The sequence below is a fragment of the Streptomyces viridosporus genome (assembly GCF_002078235.1).
GTDB lineage: Bacteria > Actinomycetota > Actinomycetes > Streptomycetales > Streptomycetaceae > Streptomyces > Streptomyces viridosporus.
The window spans coordinates 1-19,968 of record NZ_MSGP01000423.1; the positions used below are offsets into that span (position 1 = coordinate 1).

At 72.3% G+C, this 19,968-nt stretch carries 18 protein-coding genes; 12 read left to right on the forward strand and 6 right to left on the reverse strand.

Annotated elements, in window-relative coordinates:
• Positions 1-57: 57 nt before the first annotated feature.
• Positions 58-585 carry a DUF6542 domain-containing protein gene (locus B7L92_RS27520; RefSeq protein ID WP_081240059.1) on the forward strand — a complete coding sequence of 176 codons (528 nt, stop codon included), beginning with the start codon at positions 58-60 and terminating at the stop codon, positions 583-585.
• A 39-nt stretch (positions 586-624) separates the two neighbouring features.
• Here B7L92_RS27520 and ppgK read toward each other — a convergent pair whose 3' ends face one another.
• Both ppgK and B7L92_RS27530 read right to left on the reverse strand, forming a co-directional pair.
• On the reverse strand, positions 625-1,371 hold the full coding sequence (gene ppgK, locus B7L92_RS27525; RefSeq protein ID WP_081240060.1) for a polyphosphate--glucose phosphotransferase: 747 nt from the start codon (positions 1,369-1,371) through the stop codon (positions 625-627).
• A 130-nt stretch (positions 1,372-1,501) separates the two neighbouring features.
• Positions 1,502-2,530: a 4-hydroxy-3-methylbut-2-enyl diphosphate reductase gene (locus B7L92_RS27530; protein ID WP_107501618.1), complete on the reverse strand. Its 1,029-nt coding sequence runs from the start codon at positions 2,528-2,530 to the stop codon at positions 1,502-1,504.
• 64 nt (positions 2,531-2,594) lie between these two features.
• On the opposite strand from B7L92_RS27530, the gene xseA reads away from it, so the two are divergent.
• The 3 genes from xseA to B7L92_RS27545 all read left to right on the forward strand — a co-directional run bounded on the left by xseA (position 2,595) and on the right by B7L92_RS27545 (position 4,904).
• Complete coding sequence (xseA, locus tag B7L92_RS27535; RefSeq protein WP_081240062.1) at positions 2,595-3,803, forward strand: exodeoxyribonuclease VII large subunit; 1,209 nt, start codon at positions 2,595-2,597, stop codon at positions 3,801-3,803.
• A 9-nt stretch (positions 3,804-3,812) separates the two neighbouring features.
• Positions 3,813-4,070: an exodeoxyribonuclease VII small subunit gene (locus tag B7L92_RS27540; protein ID WP_081240063.1), complete on the forward strand. Its 258-nt coding sequence runs from the start codon at positions 3,813-3,815 to the stop codon at positions 4,068-4,070.
• 243 nt (positions 4,071-4,313) lie between these two features.
• The gene (locus B7L92_RS27545) at positions 4,314-4,904 is read left to right on the forward strand and encodes a malonic semialdehyde reductase (protein ID WP_081240064.1); all 591 of its coding nucleotides are present in this window, start codon (positions 4,314-4,316) and stop codon (positions 4,902-4,904) included.
• Between the two features lie 78 nt (positions 4,905-4,982).
• Here the strand turns inward: B7L92_RS27545 and B7L92_RS27550 are convergent, their stop codons facing one another.
• Positions 4,983-5,489, reverse strand: coding sequence for a DUF4245 domain-containing protein (locus B7L92_RS27550; RefSeq protein ID WP_107501619.1), 507 nt, complete (start codon positions 5,487-5,489; stop codon positions 4,983-4,985).
• A 144-nt stretch (positions 5,490-5,633) separates the two neighbouring features.
• Between B7L92_RS27550 and glpX the strand changes: the two genes are divergently transcribed.
• Positions 5,634-6,668 carry a class II fructose-bisphosphatase gene (glpX, locus tag B7L92_RS27555; protein ID WP_081240066.1) on the forward strand — a complete coding sequence of 345 codons (1,035 nt, stop codon included), beginning with the start codon at positions 5,634-5,636 and terminating at the stop codon, positions 6,666-6,668.
• Positions 6,669-6,818: 150 nt separating this feature from the next.
• Here the strand turns inward: glpX and B7L92_RS27560 are convergent, their stop codons facing one another.
• Together B7L92_RS27560 and B7L92_RS27565 are read right to left on the reverse strand one after the other, a co-directional pair.
• Positions 6,819-7,196 (reverse strand): WhiB family transcriptional regulator, encoded by a 378-nt coding sequence (locus B7L92_RS27560; RefSeq protein ID WP_004983853.1) that lies wholly within the window; start codon positions 7,194-7,196, stop codon positions 6,819-6,821.
• A gap of 173 nt (positions 7,197-7,369) precedes the next feature.
• On the reverse strand, positions 7,370-8,065 hold the full coding sequence (locus tag B7L92_RS27565; RefSeq protein ID WP_081240073.1) for a DUF1707 SHOCT-like domain-containing protein: 696 nt from the start codon (positions 8,063-8,065) through the stop codon (positions 7,370-7,372).
• Positions 8,066-8,210: 145 nt separating this feature from the next.
• On the opposite strand from B7L92_RS27565, the gene B7L92_RS27570 reads away from it, so the two are divergent.
• The 5 genes from B7L92_RS27570 (at position 8,211) to B7L92_RS27590 (ending at position 16,192) form a co-directional block, all read left to right on the forward strand.
• Positions 8,211-9,887 carry a fumarate hydratase gene (locus tag B7L92_RS27570; RefSeq protein WP_004983858.1) on the forward strand — a complete coding sequence of 559 codons (1,677 nt, stop codon included), beginning with the start codon at positions 8,211-8,213 and terminating at the stop codon, positions 9,885-9,887.
• A 551-nt stretch (positions 9,888-10,438) separates the two neighbouring features.
• Positions 10,439-11,440 (forward strand): M28 family metallopeptidase, encoded by a 1,002-nt coding sequence (locus tag B7L92_RS27575; RefSeq protein ID WP_081240067.1) that lies wholly within the window; start codon positions 10,439-10,441, stop codon positions 11,438-11,440.
• A gap of 150 nt (positions 11,441-11,590) precedes the next feature.
• Positions 11,591-12,994, forward strand: coding sequence for a class II fumarate hydratase (locus B7L92_RS27580; RefSeq protein ID WP_081240068.1), 1,404 nt, complete (start codon positions 11,591-11,593; stop codon positions 12,992-12,994).
• A gap of 72 nt (positions 12,995-13,066) precedes the next feature.
• The gene (gene fomD / locus B7L92_RS27585; RefSeq protein WP_081240069.1) at positions 13,067-13,768 is read left to right on the forward strand and encodes a cytidylyl-2-hydroxypropylphosphonate hydrolase; all 702 of its coding nucleotides are present in this window, start codon (positions 13,067-13,069) and stop codon (positions 13,766-13,768) included.
• 276 nt (positions 13,769-14,044) lie between these two features.
• Positions 14,045-16,192 (forward strand): SpoIIE family protein phosphatase, encoded by a 2,148-nt coding sequence (locus tag B7L92_RS27590; RefSeq protein ID WP_081240070.1) that lies wholly within the window; start codon positions 14,045-14,047, stop codon positions 16,190-16,192.
• An 86-nt stretch (positions 16,193-16,278) separates the two neighbouring features.
• On the opposite strand, the gene B7L92_RS27595 is transcribed toward B7L92_RS27590, so the two are convergent.
• Positions 16,279-18,582 carry a transglycosylase domain-containing protein gene (locus tag B7L92_RS27595; protein WP_081240071.1) on the reverse strand — a complete coding sequence of 768 codons (2,304 nt, stop codon included), beginning with the start codon at positions 18,580-18,582 and terminating at the stop codon, positions 16,279-16,281.
• A 269-nt stretch (positions 18,583-18,851) separates the two neighbouring features.
• On the opposite strand from B7L92_RS27595, the gene B7L92_RS27600 reads away from it, so the two are divergent.
• Entirely contained in the window at positions 18,852-19,787 is a 936-nt protein-coding gene (locus tag B7L92_RS27600) for an SPFH domain-containing protein (RefSeq protein WP_081240072.1), read from the forward strand.
• Positions 19,784-19,968: type II toxin-antitoxin system antitoxin (locus B7L92_RS27605; RefSeq protein WP_497591512.1), on the forward strand; the 185-nt coding region annotated here is incomplete at its 3' end. The genes B7L92_RS27600 and B7L92_RS27605, both read left to right, overlap by 4 nt.

The following is a 19,968-nucleotide window of genomic DNA, read 5'->3' on the forward strand; positions in this document are numbered from 1 at the left end:
CACGGTGCGTCCGGGGCGCCCGGGGCGCCCGGGGCATCAGGGGCTTCCGGGTCCCGGCTGCCTCCGCAGGCGGGGCGGGCGGCGGGCGGCGGTGTCGCGCGGCCCGCCCGGCCGGACCGGCCCGCCCGTGTGCCGCAGCGCCGGCCGGCGCCCGTACGGCGCCCCGCTCCCGCGCCGGCCGCCCGGCGGCTGCCCAACCCGCGGCTCACCGGACTGGGCGGGGGCCTGTTCTGCGGCCTGGTGATGCTCGTGCTCGGGCTCCTGGTCGCCGCGGTGTTCGGGGCGTCCCAGACGGTGTACGGCGTGCTCTTCCTGCCGGTGTGCGTGCTGACCGCGGTCTGGGTGCGCGAGGGCGACCTGCTCACCGCGCCCGTCATCGTGCCGATCGCCTTCGCCGTGGGGCTGGTCCCGGTGGCCGGCGAGGGCGGCGACGGGGTCGGCGACCGGCTGATGGGGCTGGTGACGGGCCTCGCGACGCAGGTCGGCTGGCTGTACGGGGGGACGCTCGTCGCCGGGCTGATCGTGCTCGGCCGCAGGATCCGCAGGGTCAACCGGAGGGCCGCGAAGGGCCGGCCGCAGGTGTGAGGCGCCGGGTGGCGGGGGCCCGTACGCCCCCGCACTCCGCTACGCGCCCGTGGCCGCCCGCATCGCCGCCCCCACGATGCCCGCGTTGTTCTGCAGCTGCGCCGGGACGATCTCGGCCTTGATGCCCTCGATGCGGGGCAGGAACTTGTGGGACTTGCGGCTGACGCCCCCGCCGATGATGAACAGCTCCGGCGAGAACAGCATCTCCACGTGGGCCAGGTACTTCTGCACGCGGTGCGCCCACTCGTCCCACGACAGGCCGTGGTCCTCCTTGGCCTTGCTGGAGGCGCGCTTCTCCGCGTCGTGGCCGTTCAGCTCCAGGTGGCCCAGCTCGGTGTTGGGGACGAGGACGCCGTCCACGAACAGGGCGCTGCCGATGCCGGTGCCGAAGGTCAGCAGGATGACGGTGCCCCTGCGGTGCCGCCCGGCGCCGAAGTGCATCTCGGCGACACCGGCCGCGTCCGCGTCGTTCACCACCGTCACCGGCAGGCCGCCCAGGCGGTCGCCGAGCAGCACGCGCGCGTCGGTGTCGATCCAGCTCTTGTCGACGTTGGCCGCCGTACGGATCGTGGTGCCGTCGGTGACCACTCCGGGGAAGGTGACGCCGACCGGTCCGGTCCAGCCGAAGTGGTCGACGACCTCCTTGACGCCGTCCGCCACCGCGTCCGGCGTGGCGGGGTGCGGGGTGAGGACCTTGCAGCGCTCCTGTGCCAGGTCCCCCTCCTCCAGGTCGACCGGGGCACCCTTGATGCCGGATCCGCCGATGTCCACGCCGAAGATCTCCATGGCCCCACGTTACGACGTGCGGCGGACCGCCAGGGAGCCGGTCACCGGGCCTTCACGGATTCGGTCACGGGGCGATCGGGTGTGACCGCCCCCGTGACCGGTCCGGTGACCGATCCGGTGACCGCCCCCGTCACTTCCCGGAATCCGCGCCGGACGCCCCGGCACCGCCGCGCTCGGCCACCAGGGCCGCCGCCTCCTCGCGCAGGTCGCGGCGCAGCTCCTTGGGGAGCGAGAAGGTGATGGACTCCTCGGCCGCCTTGACGATCTCCACGTCCTCGAACCCGCGCCGCGCCAGCCACTCGAGCACCTGCTCGACCAGCACCTCCGGCACCGAGGCGCCCGAGGTGACGCCGACCGTGGTCACGCCCTCCAGCCAGGCCTCGTCGATCTCGTCGGCGAAGTCCACCAGGTACGCCGCGCGGGCGCCCGCGAGCTTGGCGACCTCCACCAAACGCTTGGAGTTGGAGGAGTTGCGCGAGCCGACCACGATCACCAGGTCCGCCTCGGCGCCCATCTGCTTGACCGCGAGCTGGCGGTTCTGGGTGGCGTAGCAGATGTCGTCGCTGGGCGGCGACATCAGCTGGGGGAACTTCTCCTTCAGGGCGTCGACGGTCTCCATGGTCTCGTCGACGGAGAGGGTGGTCTGGGAGAGCCAGACGACCTTGGACGGGTCGCGGACCTCCACCTTGGCGACGTCCTCGGGGCCGTCGACGAGCTGGATGTGGTCGGGGGCCTCGCCCGAGGTGCCGATGACCTCCTCGTGGCCCTCGTGCCCGATCAGGAGGATGTCGTAGTCCTCCTGGGCGAACCGGACCGCCTCCTTGTGCACCTTGGTGACCAGCGGGCAGGTGGCGTCGATGGTGGCGAGCCGGCCGCGCGCGGCCTCCTCGTGGACGACGGGTGCCACGCCGTGCGCGGAGAACATCACGATGTTGCCCGGCGGGACCTCCTCCGTCCGTTCGACGAAGACGGCTCCCTTCTTCTCCAGGGTCTGCACGACGTACTTGTTGTGCACGATCTCGTGCCGGACGTAGACGGGAGCCCCGTACTGCTCCAGGGCCTTCTCGACGGCGATCACGGCGCGGTCGACACCCGCGCAGTAGCCCCGGGGGGCGGCGAGCAGGACACGGCGGCCAGGCGAAGCGGTCATGCGTCCCATCGTAAGGGCCGTGCGCGGGGCCCGGTCACGGTGCGTTGTCGGTGGGGCGCACTACCCTCGCGGCATGGCTGTCAACACGTCTGCGGAAGCGCCCCTGCCGGTCGGTGAGGTCTCCCGGCTCATCGGGGGGTGGATCGACCGGCTCGGCGCGGTGTGGGTCGAGGGGCAGATCACCCAGCTGTCGCGGCGGCCGGGCGCCGGGGTGGTCTTCCTGACGCTGCGGGACCCGTCGCACGACATCTCCGTGGGCGTGACCTGCTACCGGCAGGTGTTCGACGCCGTGGCGGACGTGGTGAGCGAGGGCGCGCGGGTGGTGGTGCACTGCAAGCCCGAGTGGTACGCCCCGCGCGGACAGCTCTCGCTGCGGGCCGCCGAGATCAGGCCGGTGGGGGTCGGGGAGCTGCTCGCGCGGCTCGAGCAGCTGAAGAAGTCCCTCGCGCGGGAGGGGCTGTTCGCGCCGGAGCGGAAGAAGCCGCTGCCGTTCCTGCCCCAGCTGATCGGGCTGGTGTGCGGGCGCGCCTCGGCCGCCGAGCGGGACGTGCTGGAGAACGCCCGGCACCGCTGGCCCGCCGTGCGCTTCGAGGTGCGCAACGTCGCCGTGCAGGGGGTGCACGCGGTGCCGCAGGTCGTCCAGGCGGTGAAGGAGCTGGACGCGCTCGACGGCGTGGACGTGATCATCGTGGCGCGCGGCGGCGGCAGCGTGGAGGACCTGCTGCCGTTCTCCGACGAGCAGCTGGTGCGGGCCGTGGCCGCCTGCCGTACGCCGGTGGTCTCCGCGATCGGCCACGAGCCGGACAACCCGTTGCTCGACCATGTCGCCGACCTGCGCGCGTCCACCCCGACCGACGCGGCCAAGAAGGTCGTCCCGGACGTGGGCGAGGAGCACGAGCGGGTGCGGATGCTGCGCGACCGCGCGCGGCGCTGCGTCCGGGCGCTGGTGGACCGGGAGGAGCGCGGGCTGGCCCAGGCGCTGGCCCGGCCCTCGCTGCAGGATCCGCACCGGATGGTCGACGCCCGGGCCGAGGAGGTCACGGCGCTGCTCGAGCGGGGGCGGCGCTCGCTGCGGCACCAGCTGGACCGGGCCGACTCCGAGCTGTCGCACACGCACGCGCGCGTGGTGGCGCTGTCCCCCGCGGCGACCCTGAAGCGCGGGTACGCCGTCCTCCAGCGGGCCGACGGGCAGGCGGTGCGCGCTCCGGGCGAGGTGGAGGCCGGGGAGGCGTTGCGGGCGCGGGTGTCCGAGGGCGAGTTCACGGTCCGAGTCGATGCGTAGGGTGAGCGAATGACCGGCAGGACGGACAAGACGGAGCAGGCGGCGGCGTCCGAGGTGCTCGGGTACGAGCAGGCTCGGGACGAGCTGATCGAGGTCGTACGGCGGCTGGAGGCGGGCGGCACGACGCTGGAGGAGTCCCTGGCGCTCTGGGAGCGGGGCGAGGAGCTGGCCGGGGTGTGCCGGCGCTGGCTGGACGGTGCGCGGGCGCGGCTGGACGCGGCGCTGGCGGAGGAGGCCGGGACGGAGGGCGCCGAGGGGGCCGGATAGACCGGGCGGACCGGGCGGACCGGGCGGACCCGGTTGGCCGGGTGAGCCGGTGACGGGGGCGCCGCGGGGCGCTCCCGTCCCCGCGGCGCCTGTGAACTGGACCACCAGACTCCGGATGAAGTTGAAAGTTGAACTTCTCGCGCGTACGGTCACTCGTGTCAGCCCATCCGTGCTCCGCACGCGGACATTCCGTGTCTCCTACACGGATGCACGGAACCGACGTTCCCCCGAGAAGGTTCACGCATGTCTCTCGTTCTTGATCCCGCCGCCCAGGACCTGCTGTTCCGCGAGGCTCGCACCGCGAACACGTTCACCGACGAGCCGGTGACCGACGAGCAGGTACGGGCGATCTACGACCTGGTCAAGTACGGCCCGACCTCCATGAACCAGTCGCCGCTGCGCGTCACCCTGGTCCGCTCCCCCGAGGCCCGCGAGCGCCTGGTCGCCCACCTGGCCGAGGGCAACCAGGCCAAGACGGCCGCCGCCCCGCTGGTCGCCATCCTCTCCGCGGACAACGAGTTCCACGAGGAACTGCCGCAGCTCTTCCCGCACTTCCCGCAGGCCAAGGACCTCTTCTTCGCCGAGCGCCCGGTGCGCGAGGGTTCCGCCGCACTGAACGCCGCCCTCCAGGCCGCCTACTTCATCATCGGCGTGCGCGCCGCCGGCCTGGCCGCCGGTCCGATGACCGGCCTCGACTTCGAGGGCCTGCGCAAGGAGTTCCTGGACGACGACCACACCCCGCTGATGGTCGTCAACATCGGCCGCCCCGGCCCGGACGCCTGGTTCCCGCGCGGTCCGCGCCTGGACTACGAGCAGGTCGTCACCACCGTCTGAGCCCGGGCAGGGCGCACACGCGACGGGGCCCCGGCGGATCGGTCGATCCGCCGGGGCCCCGTCGTGTGCCGGGCGCGGTCACTCGGTCCGCAGCGCCGCGGCCATCTTCGTCAGCTGCCCGAACGACGCCGTGCCCGCCACCACCGTGGTCGAGCCGTCGGCGCCCTCGTGCACCAGGGCGTCGTAGCGTCCGCCCTCGTACCGGGTCCAGGTCCTGCCGTCGATCTGCTGGGTGACCTCGGTCCTCTCCGCGCCCTGCGTCGCGTCCTCGATGAAGAGCGACCGCTTCTGGGTGGACTGCTCGACCGCCGCGTACTGCCCGTCGGGAGTCTGGTAGCCGAGGTGCCAGGCGTCGCCCTCGTCCCTGCGGAAGCGGACGGAGGTGGGCTTCCACGCCTCGGACAGGCCCTCGGGGGCGGCCACCGGGTAGGAGGCGGCGCGACGGGCGGTGAGCAGGTCGACCCGGTAGTCCACCCGCTGGAGGTCGGGCGCGCTGTCGTCATGTGGGATGAACAGCCAGACGAAGCCCGCCACGAGTCCGATGAGCCCCAGGGACAGGATCATGTCCCGGGCCGTTTTCTGCATGCTGCTCTTTCCTGCCACGTCCCCTATCGTCGCAGGTACCCGGGGCGCTCATCCGTGGGGGCCCCTGCTCATATTGTCTGTCCGGCGATAGAGTCGTGACCCACACCCTCATCCGGCCGTCGTCGTACAGAAAGGTGCGCTCCGATGACCGAACACCATCACCTGCCGTCCGAGCTCGATGTGCCCTCCGAGGCCCCCGACCGCAACCTCGCCCTGGAGCTCGTACGGGTCACCGAAGCCGCGGCCATGGCCGCCGGCCGCTGGGTCGGACGCGGGGACAAGAACGGCGCCGACGGTGCCGCGGTGCGCGCCATGCGGACCCTCGTCTCCACCGTCTCGATGAACGGCGTCGTCGTCATCGGCGAGGGCGAGAAGGACGAGGCCCCGATGCTCTTCAACGGAGAGCGCGTGGGCGACGGGACCGGCCCGGAGTGCGACATCGCCGTCGACCCGATCGACGGCACCACGCTGACCGCCAAGGGCATGTCGAACGCGATCGCGGTGCTGGCCGCCGCCGAGCGGGGCTCGATGTTCGACCCCTCCGCCGTGTTCTACATGGACAAGCTGGTCACCGGGCCCGAGGCCGCCGACTTCGTCGACATCAACGCGCCGGTGAGCGTGAACATCCGCCGGGTCGCCAAGGCCAAGCGGGTCACCCCCGAGGACGTCACCGTGGTGATCCTGGACCGGCCGCGGCACGAGGGCATCATCAAGGAGATCCGGGAGACCGGCGCGCGCATCAAGCTGATCACCGACGGCGACGTGGCCGGCTCGATCCTCGCCCTGCGCGCGGGCACCGGCATCGACCTGCTGCTCGGCGTCGGCGGCACTCCCGAGGGCATCATCTCGGCCTGCGCCGTGAAGTGCCTGGGCGGCACCATCCAGGGCAAGCTGTGGCCCAAGGACGACGAGGAGCGGCAGCGGGCCGTCGACGCCGGGCACGACCTGGACCGGGTGCTGACCACGGACGACCTGGTCTCCGGCGAGAACGTCTTCTTCGTGGCCACCGGCATCACCGACGGCGAGCTGCTGCGCGGGGTGCGCTACCGCTCCGAGACCGCCACGACCGACTCGATCGTGATGCGCTCCAAGTCGGGCACGGTCCGCCGGATCGACTCCGAGCACCGGCTGAGCAAGCTGCGGGCGTACAGCGCGATCGATTTCGACCGCGCCAAGTGACGGCCCCGCGCCCCGGGGCAGGGCACTCCCCGGCGTGAGGTCGACCGAAACCGGCACGGGACCGAACGAAAGCGGTACGGGACCGGCACGAGTCGGCAAGAAAAAGGGCGCCCTCTGTGCGGAGAGGGCGCCCTTCTCGCGTACCTACGGCTAACCGGCCGCGGCTATGCGTCCCGTCGTGCGCGCCGTCTTCTTCAGTTCCATCTCGCGCCGCCGGCGCCGGGCCAGCACCACGCGGCGCTCGGCGGCGGTCAGGCCGCCCCAGACGCCGTAGGGCTCGGGCTGGAGCAGGGCGTGCTCGCGGCACTCCACCATCACCGGACAGCGTGCGCAGACCCGCTTGGCGGCCTCCTCGCGGGAGAGCCGGGCGGCGGTGGGTTCCTTCGAGGGGGCGAAGAACAGCCCGGCCTCGTCGCGCCGGCACACCGCCTCGGTGTGCCAGGGGGCCTCCTGGTCCCTGTCTCGCGGCGTCCCTCGCTGGGCCGGAACGGCGGCTACCTGCAGGGACGAATGCGGCGGTTGCAGCACGGTCTACTCCTGACGACGGCTTCGCGAGCGAGAGACGATGCAGCAAGGCTTACCCGTTGTGCGCGTGCCTATGCACTGAGTTCCGAACCGCCGCGCCCGGCACCGGATTTCACCGTCGGTCCGCCCCGCCGCTCACGGACGGAGCGCCTCCGCCCCCGGCCGGTTCACCGGCGTCAACGGTCCAGGTGCTTGCGCAGACCCCGGTCGACCGAGCGCTGCACCTTGTCGAGGATGTCCGCCACGAGCTTGCCGCGCTTGGGCCGCGCCTCGACGTTGCCCAGCACCGCCCAACCGTCCACGTAGACCACGGGGGCCTCGGGGTCGGCCGCGTCCAGCGTGTGCACCTCGAAGTTGCCGAGGACGCCGCCGCCCGTGCCGCGCAGCGACACGTTCTCCGGGACGCGGACCTCGACGTTGCCGAAGACCGAGAACGCCTTGATCACCACCTGCTGGTGGTCGAAGAGCGCCTCGCTGAGGTCGATCTCGACGTTGCCGAAGACCGCGTACGCGTGGATGCGGCGGCCGGCCCGCCAGCGGCCCTTGCGGACGGCGGAGCTGAAGACCGCGACCACGTTGTCGTCGGGGTCCGCCGGGACCGCGCCGGCGGTGGGGCGGTTGGGCGCGAAGGCGTGGACCGTGCTGCGCCGATGGGCGGCCGGGAGGTCCCGGATGAACACCTCGAGCTCCCCGACCGTCTTGGCGGCCAGCACGCCCTCGACGCGCTCGGCGTGCTCGTCCGCGGTCAGCCGGCCCTCCGCGAGGGCCTCGCGCAGGAGGTCGGCGATGCGGTCGCGGTCGGCGTCCGAGGCGCGCAGGTCGGCGGGGCGCGGGGCCGAGTCCGGCTGCTGGGCGTGTTTCTGAAGGTCCACGGACACAGCGTACCCAAACGCGATAGATCGCGACTACCCCCCGTCGGGAACAACTGAGGACAACCTCACAAGCCCGTCACCGGGGGCAGGTCCTACGCTGGGAGCGCCCGCCGACGGAGGCGGGCCGTCGTCTGTCGAGTGAGGAATGGGCGAGATGCCTGAGTTCGAGTACGCCGATCTGCTCCCCACGGGAGAGGACACCACCCCCTACCGGCTGGTGACCTCCGAAGGTGTCTCCACCTTCGAGGCCGACGGGCGGACCTTCCTCAAGGTGGAGCCGGAGGCGCTGCGCAAGCTCGCCGAGGAGGCCATCAAGGACATCCAGCACTACCTGCGCCCCGCGCACCTCGCCCAGCTGCGCCGCATCATCGACGACCCGGAGGCCAGCGCCAACGACAAGTTCGTCGCCCTGGACCTGCTGAAGAACGCGAACATCGCGGCGGCCGGCGTGCTCCCCATGTGCCAGGACACCGGCACCGCGATCGTCATGGGCAAGCGCGGCCAGAACGTGCTGACCGGGGGCCGCGACGAGGAGGCCCTGTCCCGGGGCATCTACGACGCGTACCGGAACCTCAACCTGCGCTACTCGCAGATGGCCCCGCTCACCATGTGGGAGGAGAAGAACACCGGCTCCAACCTCCCCGCCCAGATCGAGCTGTACGCGACCGACGGCGACGCCTACAAGTTCCTGTTCATGGCCAAGGGCGGCGGCTCGGCCAACAAGAGCTTCCTGTACCAGGAGACCAAGGCCGTCCTGAACGAGACCTCCATGATGAAGTTCCTGGAGGAGAAGATCCGTTCGCTCGGTACGGCCGCCTGCCCGCCGTACCACCTGGCGATCGTCGTCGGCGGCACCTCGGCCGAGTACGCGCTGAAGACCGCCAAGTACGCCTCCGCGCACTACCTGGACGACATGCCGACCGAGGGCTCCCCGCTCGGCCACGGCTTCCGGGACAAGGAGCTGGAGGAGAAGGTCTTCGAGCTGACGCAGCGGATCGGCATCGGCGCCCAGTTCGGCGGCAAGTACTTCTGCCACGACGTCCGCGTGATCCGCCTGCCCCGCCACGGCGCGTCCTGCCCGGTCGCCCTCGCCGTCTCCTGCTCCGCCGACCGCCAGGCCGTCGCGAAGATCACCGCCGAGGGCGTCTTCCTGGAGCAGCTGGAGAAGGACCCGGCGCGCTTCCTGCCGGAGACCACGGACGAGCAGCTGGCCGACGAGGGCGAGGTCGTGCGGATCGACCTCAACCAGCCGATGGACGACATCCTGGCCGAGCTCACCAAGTACCCGGTGAAGACCCGGCTCTCGCTCACCGGCCCGCTGGTCGTGGCCCGCGACATCGCGCACGCCAAGATCAAGGAGCGGCTGGACGCGGGCGAGGAGATGCCGCAGTACCTCAAGGACCACCCGGTGTACTACGCCGGTCCGGCCAAGACCCCCGAGGGCTACGCCTCCGGCTCCTTCGGCCCGACCACGGCCGGCCGGATGGACTCCTACGTCGAGCAGTTCCAGGCGGCGGGCGGCTCCAAGGTGATGCTCGCCAAGGGCAACCGCAGCAAGCAGGTCACCGACGCGTGCAAGGCGCACGGCGGCTTCTACCTCGGCTCCATCGGCGGCCCGGCGGCGCGCCTGGCCCAGGACTGCATCAAGAAGGTCGAGGTCCTCGAGTACGAGGAGCTGGGCATGGAGGCGGTCTGGAAGATCGAGGTCGAGGACTTCCCGGCGTTCGTCGTCGTCGACGACAAGGGCAACGACTTCTTCCAGGACCCGGCGCCGCAGCCGACGTTCACGAGCATTCCGGTGCGGGGGCCGGGCCTGGGCTGACCCCGGCGGGGGCCGACGCGGTCAGGCCCTGGACGAGGAGCCCGCCGGGCGCCCGGTTCCCCCCGGGCCGGCCGGACCGCCGGGCTCGAACCCATCACAGGCAGCGCGGCCCGGACCACTCGTAGACGGCGCGGCCCGGACCATCCCCACCCCGGGGTGGTCCGGGCCGCGCCGTCTGTCTCGACCAGGAACCCGGACCGGGGGCGGCGCGCCCCGCGGCCGCCGCCCCGGTCCGGGTGCCGGCGCCGGGCGGCCGCCGGACCCGGCGCACCCGCCGGCCGCGGTCACGCCGTGCCGGTCCCCCGACTCCCCCGGCACCCCGTCGCCGTAGGTCCGGGCCGGCCCGGACCGTCGCCCCTTCGGGCGAGCGCCCGCCACCGGCCGTCCGGATAACGGACCCGGCTTGCCTTTTTCGGACAACCTGCCCGCACGGGCCCCGATTCCGTTGCCACCTTCAACCGCTGCTGCGACTCTTCCCACCAGTCCGCCATGTGCATGCCATCACGGGAGCGCCTGCGGACACCCCACCGCCACCTCTCCGAGGAGACCTGGTGATACGAAGACTTGCAGGGGCGAGCCTCTCCCTCGCCGTCGTACTGGGCGCCGCGGCACTCCCCGCCGCCGCCGCGGGCCCGGCGACCGCCTCCACCACCACCGCGAACGTGAGCGCCGCGCCCGACGTCGACGTGGCCAAGGTGCGAGCACACCTGAGCGAACTGAGCGCCATCGCCGGCCGCAACGGCGGCAACCGCCGCTCCACCACCCAGGGCTACCGCGACTCCGTCGCCTATGTGAAGGGCAAGCTGCAGGCGGCCGGCTACACCGTCACCGAACAGCCCTGCACCTCCGGCTGCACCAGCGGGGCCGGCCCCAACCTGATCGCCGAGTGGCCGAAGGGCGACGCGAACAACGTCTACATGTTCGGCGCCCACCTCGACGGCGTCTCGGCGGGCCCCGGCATGAACGACAACGGCTCCGGCTCGGCCGCGCTCCTGGAGAACGCCCTGGCGCTGGCTCAGCAGAACCCCACCATGCGCAACCGGGTCCGCTTCGCCTGGTGGACCGACGAGGAGCAGGGCCTCAACGGGTCGGAGTTCTACGTCCGTTCGCTGTCCTCGACCCAACGTGCCGGGATCCGGGCGTACTACAACTTCGACATGGTCGCCTCCACCAACGGCGGCTACTTCATCAACCGCATCACCACGTCGGCCGCCGCGCCGCTGAAGGCGTACTGGGACTCGCTGGGCCTGCGGCCCGAGGAGAACACCGAGGGCGCCGGGCGCAGCGACGACTACCCCTTCCAACAGGCCGGCATCCCGACCTCCGGCTACGCGATGGGCGCCGGTGCCCGCAAGACGTCCGCGCAGGCCGCCAAGTGGGGCGGCACCGCCGGCGCGTCCTACGACCCCTGCTACCACCGCGCCTGCGACACCCTCTCCAACATCAACACCACCGGCCTGGACCGCGCCGCCGACGGCATCGCCCACACCCTCTGGCAGCAAGCCGTGCAGACGGGCCTCCTGGCCGACGACGCGTCCCTCCGGGGCACCTGACCGGCGCCCGTCCCCACCCGGTGCTCCGCCCCGCCGCCCCCTCGCGGCGGGGCGGAGTCCGTTCCGGGTACCCGCGCGGGATGCTGGCAAGGGGGCCGTCCGGAATACACCCGGCCCGGACCGCTGCTGTGAACCTTCGGAGGTACGACGATGACGACCACGGACGACGCCCGGAACCACCGCATCGAGCACGATTCCATGGGAGAGGTGAAAGTCCCGGCCGACGCCAAGTGGCGCGCCCAGACCCAGCGCGCCGTGGAGAACTTCCCGATCTCCGGGCAGCGCCTCGAACGCGCCCACATCGAGGCCCTCGCCCGCATCAAGGGCGCCGCGGCGAAGGTGAACGCCCGGCTGGGGGTGCTGGACCAGGAGATCGCCGAGGCGATCCAGGAGGCGGCCGCCGAGGTCGCCGAGGGCCGGTGGGACGAGCACTTCCCGATCGACGTGTTCCAGACCGGCTCCGGGACCTCGTCCAACATGAACACCAACGAGGTCCTCGCCACCCTCGCCGGCGAGCGGCTCGGCCGGGACGTGCACCCCAACGACCACGTCAACGCCTCGCAGTCGTCCAACGACGTCTTCCCGTCCTCGATCCACATCGCCGCCACCGCCGCCGTCACCCGCGACCTGGTCCCGGCCCTGGAGCACCTGGCGGCCTCCCTGGAGCGCAAGGCCGAGGAGTTCGCCGACGTGGTGAAGTCCGGGCGCACCCACCTGATGGACGCCACGCCCGTGACCCTCGGCCAGGAGTTCGGCGGATACGCGGCCCAGGTGCGGTACGGGGTCGAGCGGCTGCACGCCTCCCTGCCCCGCCTCGCCGAACTGCCCCTCGGCGGGACCGCCGTCGGCACCGGCATCAACACCCCGCCGGGCTTCTCCGCCGCCGTCATCGAGGAGGTCGCCCGGGCCACCGGGCTGCCGCTGACCGAGGCGCGCGACCACTTCGAGGCGCAGGGCGCCCGGGACGGGATCGTGGAGACCAGCGGCCAGCTGCGGACCATCGCCGTCGGCCTGACGAAGATCACCAACGATCTGCGGTGGATGGCGTCCGGGCCCCGCACCGGACTGGCCGAGATCAGCCTCCCCGACCTCCAGCCCGGCTCCTCGATCATGCCCGGCAAGGTCAACCCGGTCGTCCCGGAGGCCGTGCTCATGGTCTGCGCGCAGGTCGTCGGCAACGACGCGACCGTGGCCACCGCCGGCGCCTCGGGCAACTTCGAGCTCAACGTCATGCTGCCGGTCATCGCCAGGAACGTGCTGGAGTCGGTCCGGCTGCTCGCGAACGCCTCCCGGCTGCTCGCCGACCGCACGGTCGACGGGATCGTCGCGCACCGCGACCGCGCCCGGGAGTACGCCGAGTCCTCGCCCTCCGTCGTCACCCCGCTCAACAGGTACATCGGCTACGAGGAGGCCGCCAAGGTCGCCAAGAAGGCGCTGGCCGAGCGGAAGACCATCCGGCAGGTGGTGCTGGAGAGCGGCTACGTCGAGCGCGGCGACCTCACCGTGGAGCAGCTCGACGAGGCGCTGGACGTCCTGCGGATGACACGCCCGTAAAACAATCGCGCCCCGGGGTGAACCACGGCGGGTACCGCGGCGTCGTGTGTCCGGGACACCTAATATCTGCGCATGACAGAGGGCGGAGCGGTGAGAGGCGCCGGACACGGGGAAGCGGGCGGTACGGCGGGTTTCTGGGCGCCCGGGACACAGATCCTGTGGCGGTACCGGGAGAACGGCGGCGCGCACTTCCACATCGCGCGCCCCGTCACGGTCGTTCGCGACGACCCGGAGCTGCTCGCCGTGTGGATGGCGCCCGGCACCGAGTGCGTGAAGCCGGTCCTCGCCGACGGCACCCCCGTGCACCGGGAGCCGCTGGCCACCCGGTACACCAAGCCGCGCGCCGTGCAGCGCGACCGCTGGTTCGGCACCGGTGTGCTGAAGCTGGCCCGGCCCGGTGAGCCCTGGTCGGTGTGGCTGTTCTGGGACCCGGGCTGGCAGTTCAAGAACTGGTACGTGAACCTGGAGGAACCGCTGGTCCGTTGGGCGGGCGGGGTGGACTCCGAGGACCACTTCCTGGACATCTCGGTGCACCCGGACCGCAGCTGGCACTGGCGGGACGAGGACGAGTTCGCGCAGGCGCAGCACGACGGTCTGGTGGACGAGGAACTGGCCGGGAGGATACGGGAGGCCGGCCGGGCCGCGGTGGCGGCGATCGAGGCCTGGGCGCCGCCCTTCTCGGAGGGCTGGCAGAACTGGCGCCCGGATCCGTCCTGGGCGGTACCGTCACTGCCACAGGACTGGGACCGCACGTCCGTGCACGTGTCCCCATGAGACCCTTGATACGCCCCCGGGCAAGAAACGTAGGATCGTCCTCCGCAAGGAACAGGGCACCAACCGACGGAATACACGCTGAGCTTGACCGATCGTCACCGAGGGGCGGCAAGACGTGAGCGAGGGGTACGGCAACACCGGTACGGGCCGGGGACGGTCGTCCGGCGGCACAGGCACAACCTCCGACCACGCGGGGACCCCGTTCCCGAGGCACGTATTCCGGGTATCGGAGTTTCGGCGGGACGAACCGCGCGCACGGCGCGCAGCCCCGGACGGATGGACTTCACGCGCGTGACGGAGCAGCCGACCTCCTTCGACCGCCCGCAGCCGGGCGCGGACCCCGGGGATCCCCGCGGGGCGCTCCTGCGTGCCCAGGAACCGGCCCGTGCGCCGGGCACGGGAGCCGCCTTAGCGGCACAGGCCCGCTCCGGCGGCGAGTCCGGCGCGCCCCAGGCCGCCTCTCCGGCGCCGTCGGGGACCGCGCCGGAGACGGCCGACCCCGGCGGCAGCGGGCAGGACACGGCCCCCGGGCCCGCCTCCGAGCACTCCCAGCCGGGCGCCGAGCACGGTGCCGGGCCGGACGCGCACCGGCCGCGGCCCCCGTCCGAGGGCATCCCGGTCCAGCCGGCCGCGGGTCAGGAGGGCCGCCCGGTGCCGGGCCCGGACGGCCGGGAGCGCCGCACCGGGCAGGTCACGCCGCCCGGACGGCCCACGCCGATGCGGCGGGACGGGGACCGGCTGCGGTTCGTCGGCGCGGCGACCCGGCGGATCGCCCGCGGCATCGACCTGGACGAGATCGTGATGGGGCTGTGCCGGGCCACCGTGCCCACCTTCTCCGACGCGATCCTGGTCTATCTGCGCGAACCGCTGCCGGTCGGCGACGAGCGGCCCACCGGCCCGCTGGTGCTGCGGCTGCGGCGCAGCGACCGGATCCCCGCCGACCGCGACACCGAGGGCGGGTTCGCCCCGATCGCGCCGCCGGAGCCGAACGAGCTGGACTCGGTCGGCGAGGAGCTGTGCACGGTGCGGCCCGGCAGCGCGCTCGCCGAGGTGCTGCGCGGCGTCCGGCCGGTGTTCACGGACGCGCCGGCCGCCCGCGCCGCGCTGCCAGAACTCCTCGGTGAGCAGGGCGCGTCGGCCGTGCCGGACGGGCAGCGGGCGATCCTCGCGCCGCTGCGCGGCCGGCGCCGGGTGATCGGTGCCGCGCTGTTCCTGCGCCGTCCGGAGCGCATCCCGTTCGAGGCCGACGACCTGCTGGTCGCCGCGCAGCTCGCCACGCACAGCGCCCTCGGCATCGACAAGGCGGTGCTGTACGGGCGCGAGGCGTACATCGCGGACGAGCTGCAGCGCACCATGCTGCCGGAGCACCTGCCCCGCTGCACCGGTGTGCGGCTGGCGTCCCGCTACCTGCCGGCCGCGGAGACCGCGCGGGTCGGCGGCGACTGGTACGACGCCATTCCGCTGCCGGGCAGCCGGGTCGCGCTGGTCGTCGGGGACGTCATGGGGCACTCCATGACGTCGGCCGCGATCATGGGCCAGCTGCGCACCACCGCGCAGACCCTGGCCGGGCTGGACCTGCCCCCGCAGGAGGTGCTGCACCACCTCGACGAGCAGGCCCAGCGGCTCGGTGTGGACCGCATGGCGACCTGCCTGTACGCGGTCTACGATCCGGTCTCGCACCGCATCACCATCGCCAACGCCGGCCATCCGCCGCCCGTCCTGCTGCACCTGGGCGGCCGGGCGGAGGTGCTGCGGGTGCCCGCGGGCGCCCCGATCGGCGTCGGCGGGGTGGACTTCGAGGCCGTGGAGCTGGAGGCGCCCGCCGGGGCGACCCTGCTGCTGTACACCGACGGGCTGGTGGAGTCCCGGCTGCGGGACGTGTGGACCGGTATCGAGCAGCTGCGCGAGAAGCTCGCCGCGACCGCGCAGCTGACCGGCCCGGACCATCCGCCGCCGCTGGAGGCGCTGTGCGACGAGGTGCTGGACATGCTCGGCCCGGGCGACCGGGACGACGACATCGCGCTGCTCGCCGCCCGCTTCGACGGGATCGCACCGAGCGACGTGGCGTACTGGTTCCTGGAGCCGGAGGACGCCGCCCCCGGCCGGGCCCGCCGCCTCGCCCGGCGGGCGCTGTCCCGCTGGGGCCTGGAGGAGCTGACCGACTCGGTGGAGCTGCTGGTCAGTGAGGTGGTGACCAACGCCGTGCGGTACGCCACCCGGCCGGTCACCCTGCGGCTGCTGCGCACCGACGTGCTGCGCTGCGAGGTCGGCGACGACGTGCCGCAGCTGCCGCGGCTGCGGCAGGCGCGCGCCACGGACGAGGGCGGGCGCGGGCTGTACCTGGTGAACCGGCTGGCCCGGCGGTGGGGCGCGACCCGGCTGAGCACGGGCAAGGTGGTGTGGTTCGAGCTGAACCACGGCTGAGGACGGGCCGGGCCGTACGAAGGCGCCGAGGGGCGCCCGGTGATCTCACCGGGCGCCCCTCGGCGCCTTCCCCGTCCGTTCTCCGCCTACTCGCCCACTCCTTGCCGCTCCTGGTCCGGGTCGCCCGGGTTCTCCGGGTCACCGGCCGTCGGCGGCTGCGTCGTCGGGCTCTGGGTCGGCGTCTGGGTCGTCGGGCTCTGGGTCGGTGCCTGCGTCGTCGGGCTCTGCGACGGCTCCTGCGTCGTCGGGCTCTGCGACGGCTCCTCGGTGGCCGACTCCTCGGTGCTCGGCTCCTCGGTCGGCGTCTGCGACGCCGACGGTTCCGAGGACGGCTCCACGGCCGCGCCCTGCTTCGTCTGCAGGTCGAACGTGCTGGTCCCCTCCGTCACGCCGAAGGTGTACGCCGCCCAGATCTGCGCCGGGAAGCCACCGCCGTTGACCCGGGGCTCGCCGCCCGCGCCGTACATCTCCACCTGCTTGTGCGGGGGTTCGTCGTCCTCGCCGAACAGGCCGACCGCGGTCACCAGGTCGGGGGTGAAGCCGACGAACCAGGCCGACTTGTTGTTGTCCGAGGTCCCGGTCTTGCCGGCGACCTGCTGGCCGTCGCGCAGCGGGTTGTCGCGGACGGCCCGGCGCGCCGTACCGTCGTCGACCACGCCGGTCAGCACCGAGGTGACCGTGTCGGCGGCCTCGCGGCTGATGGCCTGCTCACCGACCGCGTCGGGCAGGGTGACGGTGCGGCTGCGGTGCTCCGCGGACTTGACGATCGCCGGAGTGGTCTTCCTGCCGTGGTTGTCGAGCGTGGCGTAGACCCCGGCCATCTCCAGCGGGCTGGCGCCCATGGAGCCCAGGGTCTGCGCGGGCACCGCCGGGAGGCCCTCGACGTCCATGCCGAGCTTGCCCGCGGTCTCCATCACCCGCTCCATGCCGACGTCGACGCCCATCTGCGCGAAGACGGAGTTGACCGACTTGTTCATCGCCGTCTGGACGGTGATGTCGCCGTAGTTCCCGTCGTCCTCGTTCTCGGGGGCGAAGCCGACCTTCCGGCCGCCGTCCACGACCGGGCGCTCGCTGGTGCCGTCGTAGACGGTGCCGGCCGTGATCGGCACGCCGTCCTGCGTCTCGGCCCCCTCCTCCACGGCGGCGGCCAGGATCACCGGCTTGAAGGTGGAGGCGGGCTGGTAGTCGTCGCGGGTGGCGTTGTTGAAGTAGTGCTTCAGGTAGTCCACGCCGCCGTACATCGCCACGACCGCGCCCGTCTTCGGGTCCACGGACACGGCGCCGGCCTGGACGTCCGCGTCGACCTCGCGCTCCTTCGGGTCCAGCTTGCCGGTGAGCTGGTCCTTGACGGCCTTCTCCAGCGCCGCCTGCTTCTTCTTGTCGATGTTGAGCGTGATGGTCCAGCCGCCGGCGTCGACGAGCGCGTCGGCCTGCTTGGCGTCCTCGGCGGTGCCGTCGGCGACCAGCTGCTTCTTCAGCGCGTTGTTGGCCGCGTCCACCAGGTAGCCGGTCTGGCCCGCCTTGCCCGGGTCGCCCTTGGGCTCCTTGGGCACCGGGAACTTCATGCCCGACCGCTCGGACCGGTCGAGCCAGCCCTCCTCGACCATGTTGTCCAGGACGTAGTTCCAGCGGTTCTTGACCAGCTTCTTGCCGGTCTCGGAGGCGACCGCCCAGTCGTACTGGCTCGGTGCCTGGAGCAGTGCGGCGAGGTAGGCGCCCTGCTCGACCTCCAGGTCCTCGGCGTCGACGCGGTAGTAGGCCTGGGCGGCGGCCTGGACGCCGTGGGCGCCCCGGCCGTAGTAACTGGTGTTGATGTAGCCGGCGAGGATGTAGTCCTTGGACTTCTCCCGGTCCAGCTTCAGCGAGATGACCAGTTCCTTCAGCTTGCGCGAGACGGTCTGTTCCTGCGTCAGGTAGTAGTTCTTGACGTACTGCTGGGTGATCGTCGAACCGCCCTGCGCGCCCTTGCCGGAGACCGTGTTGAGCAGTCCGCGCGCGGTGCCCTTCAGGTCGACGCCGGCGTCGCTGTAGAAGGTCTTGTTCTCGGCGGCGACGAAGGCCCGCTGGACCGGCTTGGGGATCTGCGCCAGGTCGACGACCTCACGGTTGACCTCGCCGGTGCGGGCCATGATCGAGCCGTCGCTGTACTTGTAGACGTTGCTCTGCAGTTCGGCGTCGGCGTTCCCCTCGGGGATGTCGATCAGCATGTACAGCACGATGAAGGCGCCCATGCCGAGCAGGCAGAGCGCGAAGAACGTGCCGACGATCTTCTTCCAGGTGAAGAGGCGACGTATGCCCCCGCGTCCGGCCGCCTGGGACGAACGGCGGCCCCCGGGAGCCGCCCGGCGCCCACCGCGCTGCCGTGCGCGTCTTTCTTCCGCTCGTCCCATGCGTCCGTTCCGCTCCGCTTCGCTCATGTGTGCGCCACTGCCACACAGGTTCGCCGCTCAGGTCAGCTCAGAAAGCTAACACCGGGAGCTGTGACAAAGAGCGGCTGATCCGACCTTTACGGACGTGACAATCAGCACCCGTTCCCATGGAACCGACGTACGAGAGGGGCACAGGGTTGCCGTGATGCGTTAAAGTGATATCACTTAGATAAGCAGACGCTAGCCGTGCACACCGCGCACGGGACGCCCGAGGGAACGGGGGACCACCCATGTCCACACACGACGCACCGGTCACGGCCGACGTGCCCGAGATGCCGGCTCCGCGCGTGCGGGAGTTCGCCGCGCACAGCATCGGAGGCGGGCTGGCGCTGCTGCTCGGCCTGGTCGGACTGCTGATCGGCGCGGGGCTGATCGCCGTCGCCACGGCGGTCACGGCGACCGGCGCCAAGGCCGCGCTGATCATCGGCGGCATCCTCGTCGCGCTCGCCGCCTCCCTCGCGATGAGCGGACTGAACATGGTGGCGCCGGGCGAGGCACGGGTGGTCCAGCTCTTCGGCCGGTACCGGGGCACGATCCGCCAGGACGGCCTGCGCTGGGTGAACCCCTTCACGTCACGCACCAAGATCTCCACCCGCGTGCGCAACCACGAGACCGCCGTCCTCAAGGTCAACGACGCCTACGGCAACCCGATCGAGCTCGCCGCGGTCGTGGTGTGGCGGGTGGAGGACACCGCCCAGGCCACCTTCGAGGTGGACGACTACGTCGAGTTCGTCTCCACCCAGACCGAGGCGGCCGTCCGGCACATCGCCATCGAGTACCCCTACGACGCCCACGACGAGGACGGCCTCTCGCTGCGCGGCAACGCCGAGGAGATCACCGAGAAGCTCGCCGTCGAACTGCACGCGCGGGTGGAGGCGGCCGGCGTGCAGATCATCGAGTCCCGCTTCACGCACCTCGCCTACGCCCCCGAGATCGCCTCGGCGATGCTCCAGCGGCAGCAGGCGGGCGCGGTCGTGGCGGCGCGGCAGAAGATAGTGGAGGGCGCCGTCGGCATGGTCGAGTCGGCACTGGCCCGGATCGCCGAGCAGGACATCGTGGAGCTGGACCCCGAGCGCAAGGCGGCGATGGTGTCCAACCTGATGGTGGTGCTGTGCGGGGACCGCTCCGCGCAGCCGGTCCTCAACACCGGGACCCTCTACCAGTGACCGGCCCCTCGAACCCCGCCGAGGGGGCGGCCCCCCGGCGCGGGCCGCAGCAGCGCAAGCAGGTGCTGCTGCGGCTGGACCCCCTGGTGTACGAGGCGCTGGCCCGCTGGGCGGGCGACGAACTGCGCTCGGCCAACGCTCAGATCGAGTTCCTGCTGCGCCGGGCGCTCGCCGAGGCGGG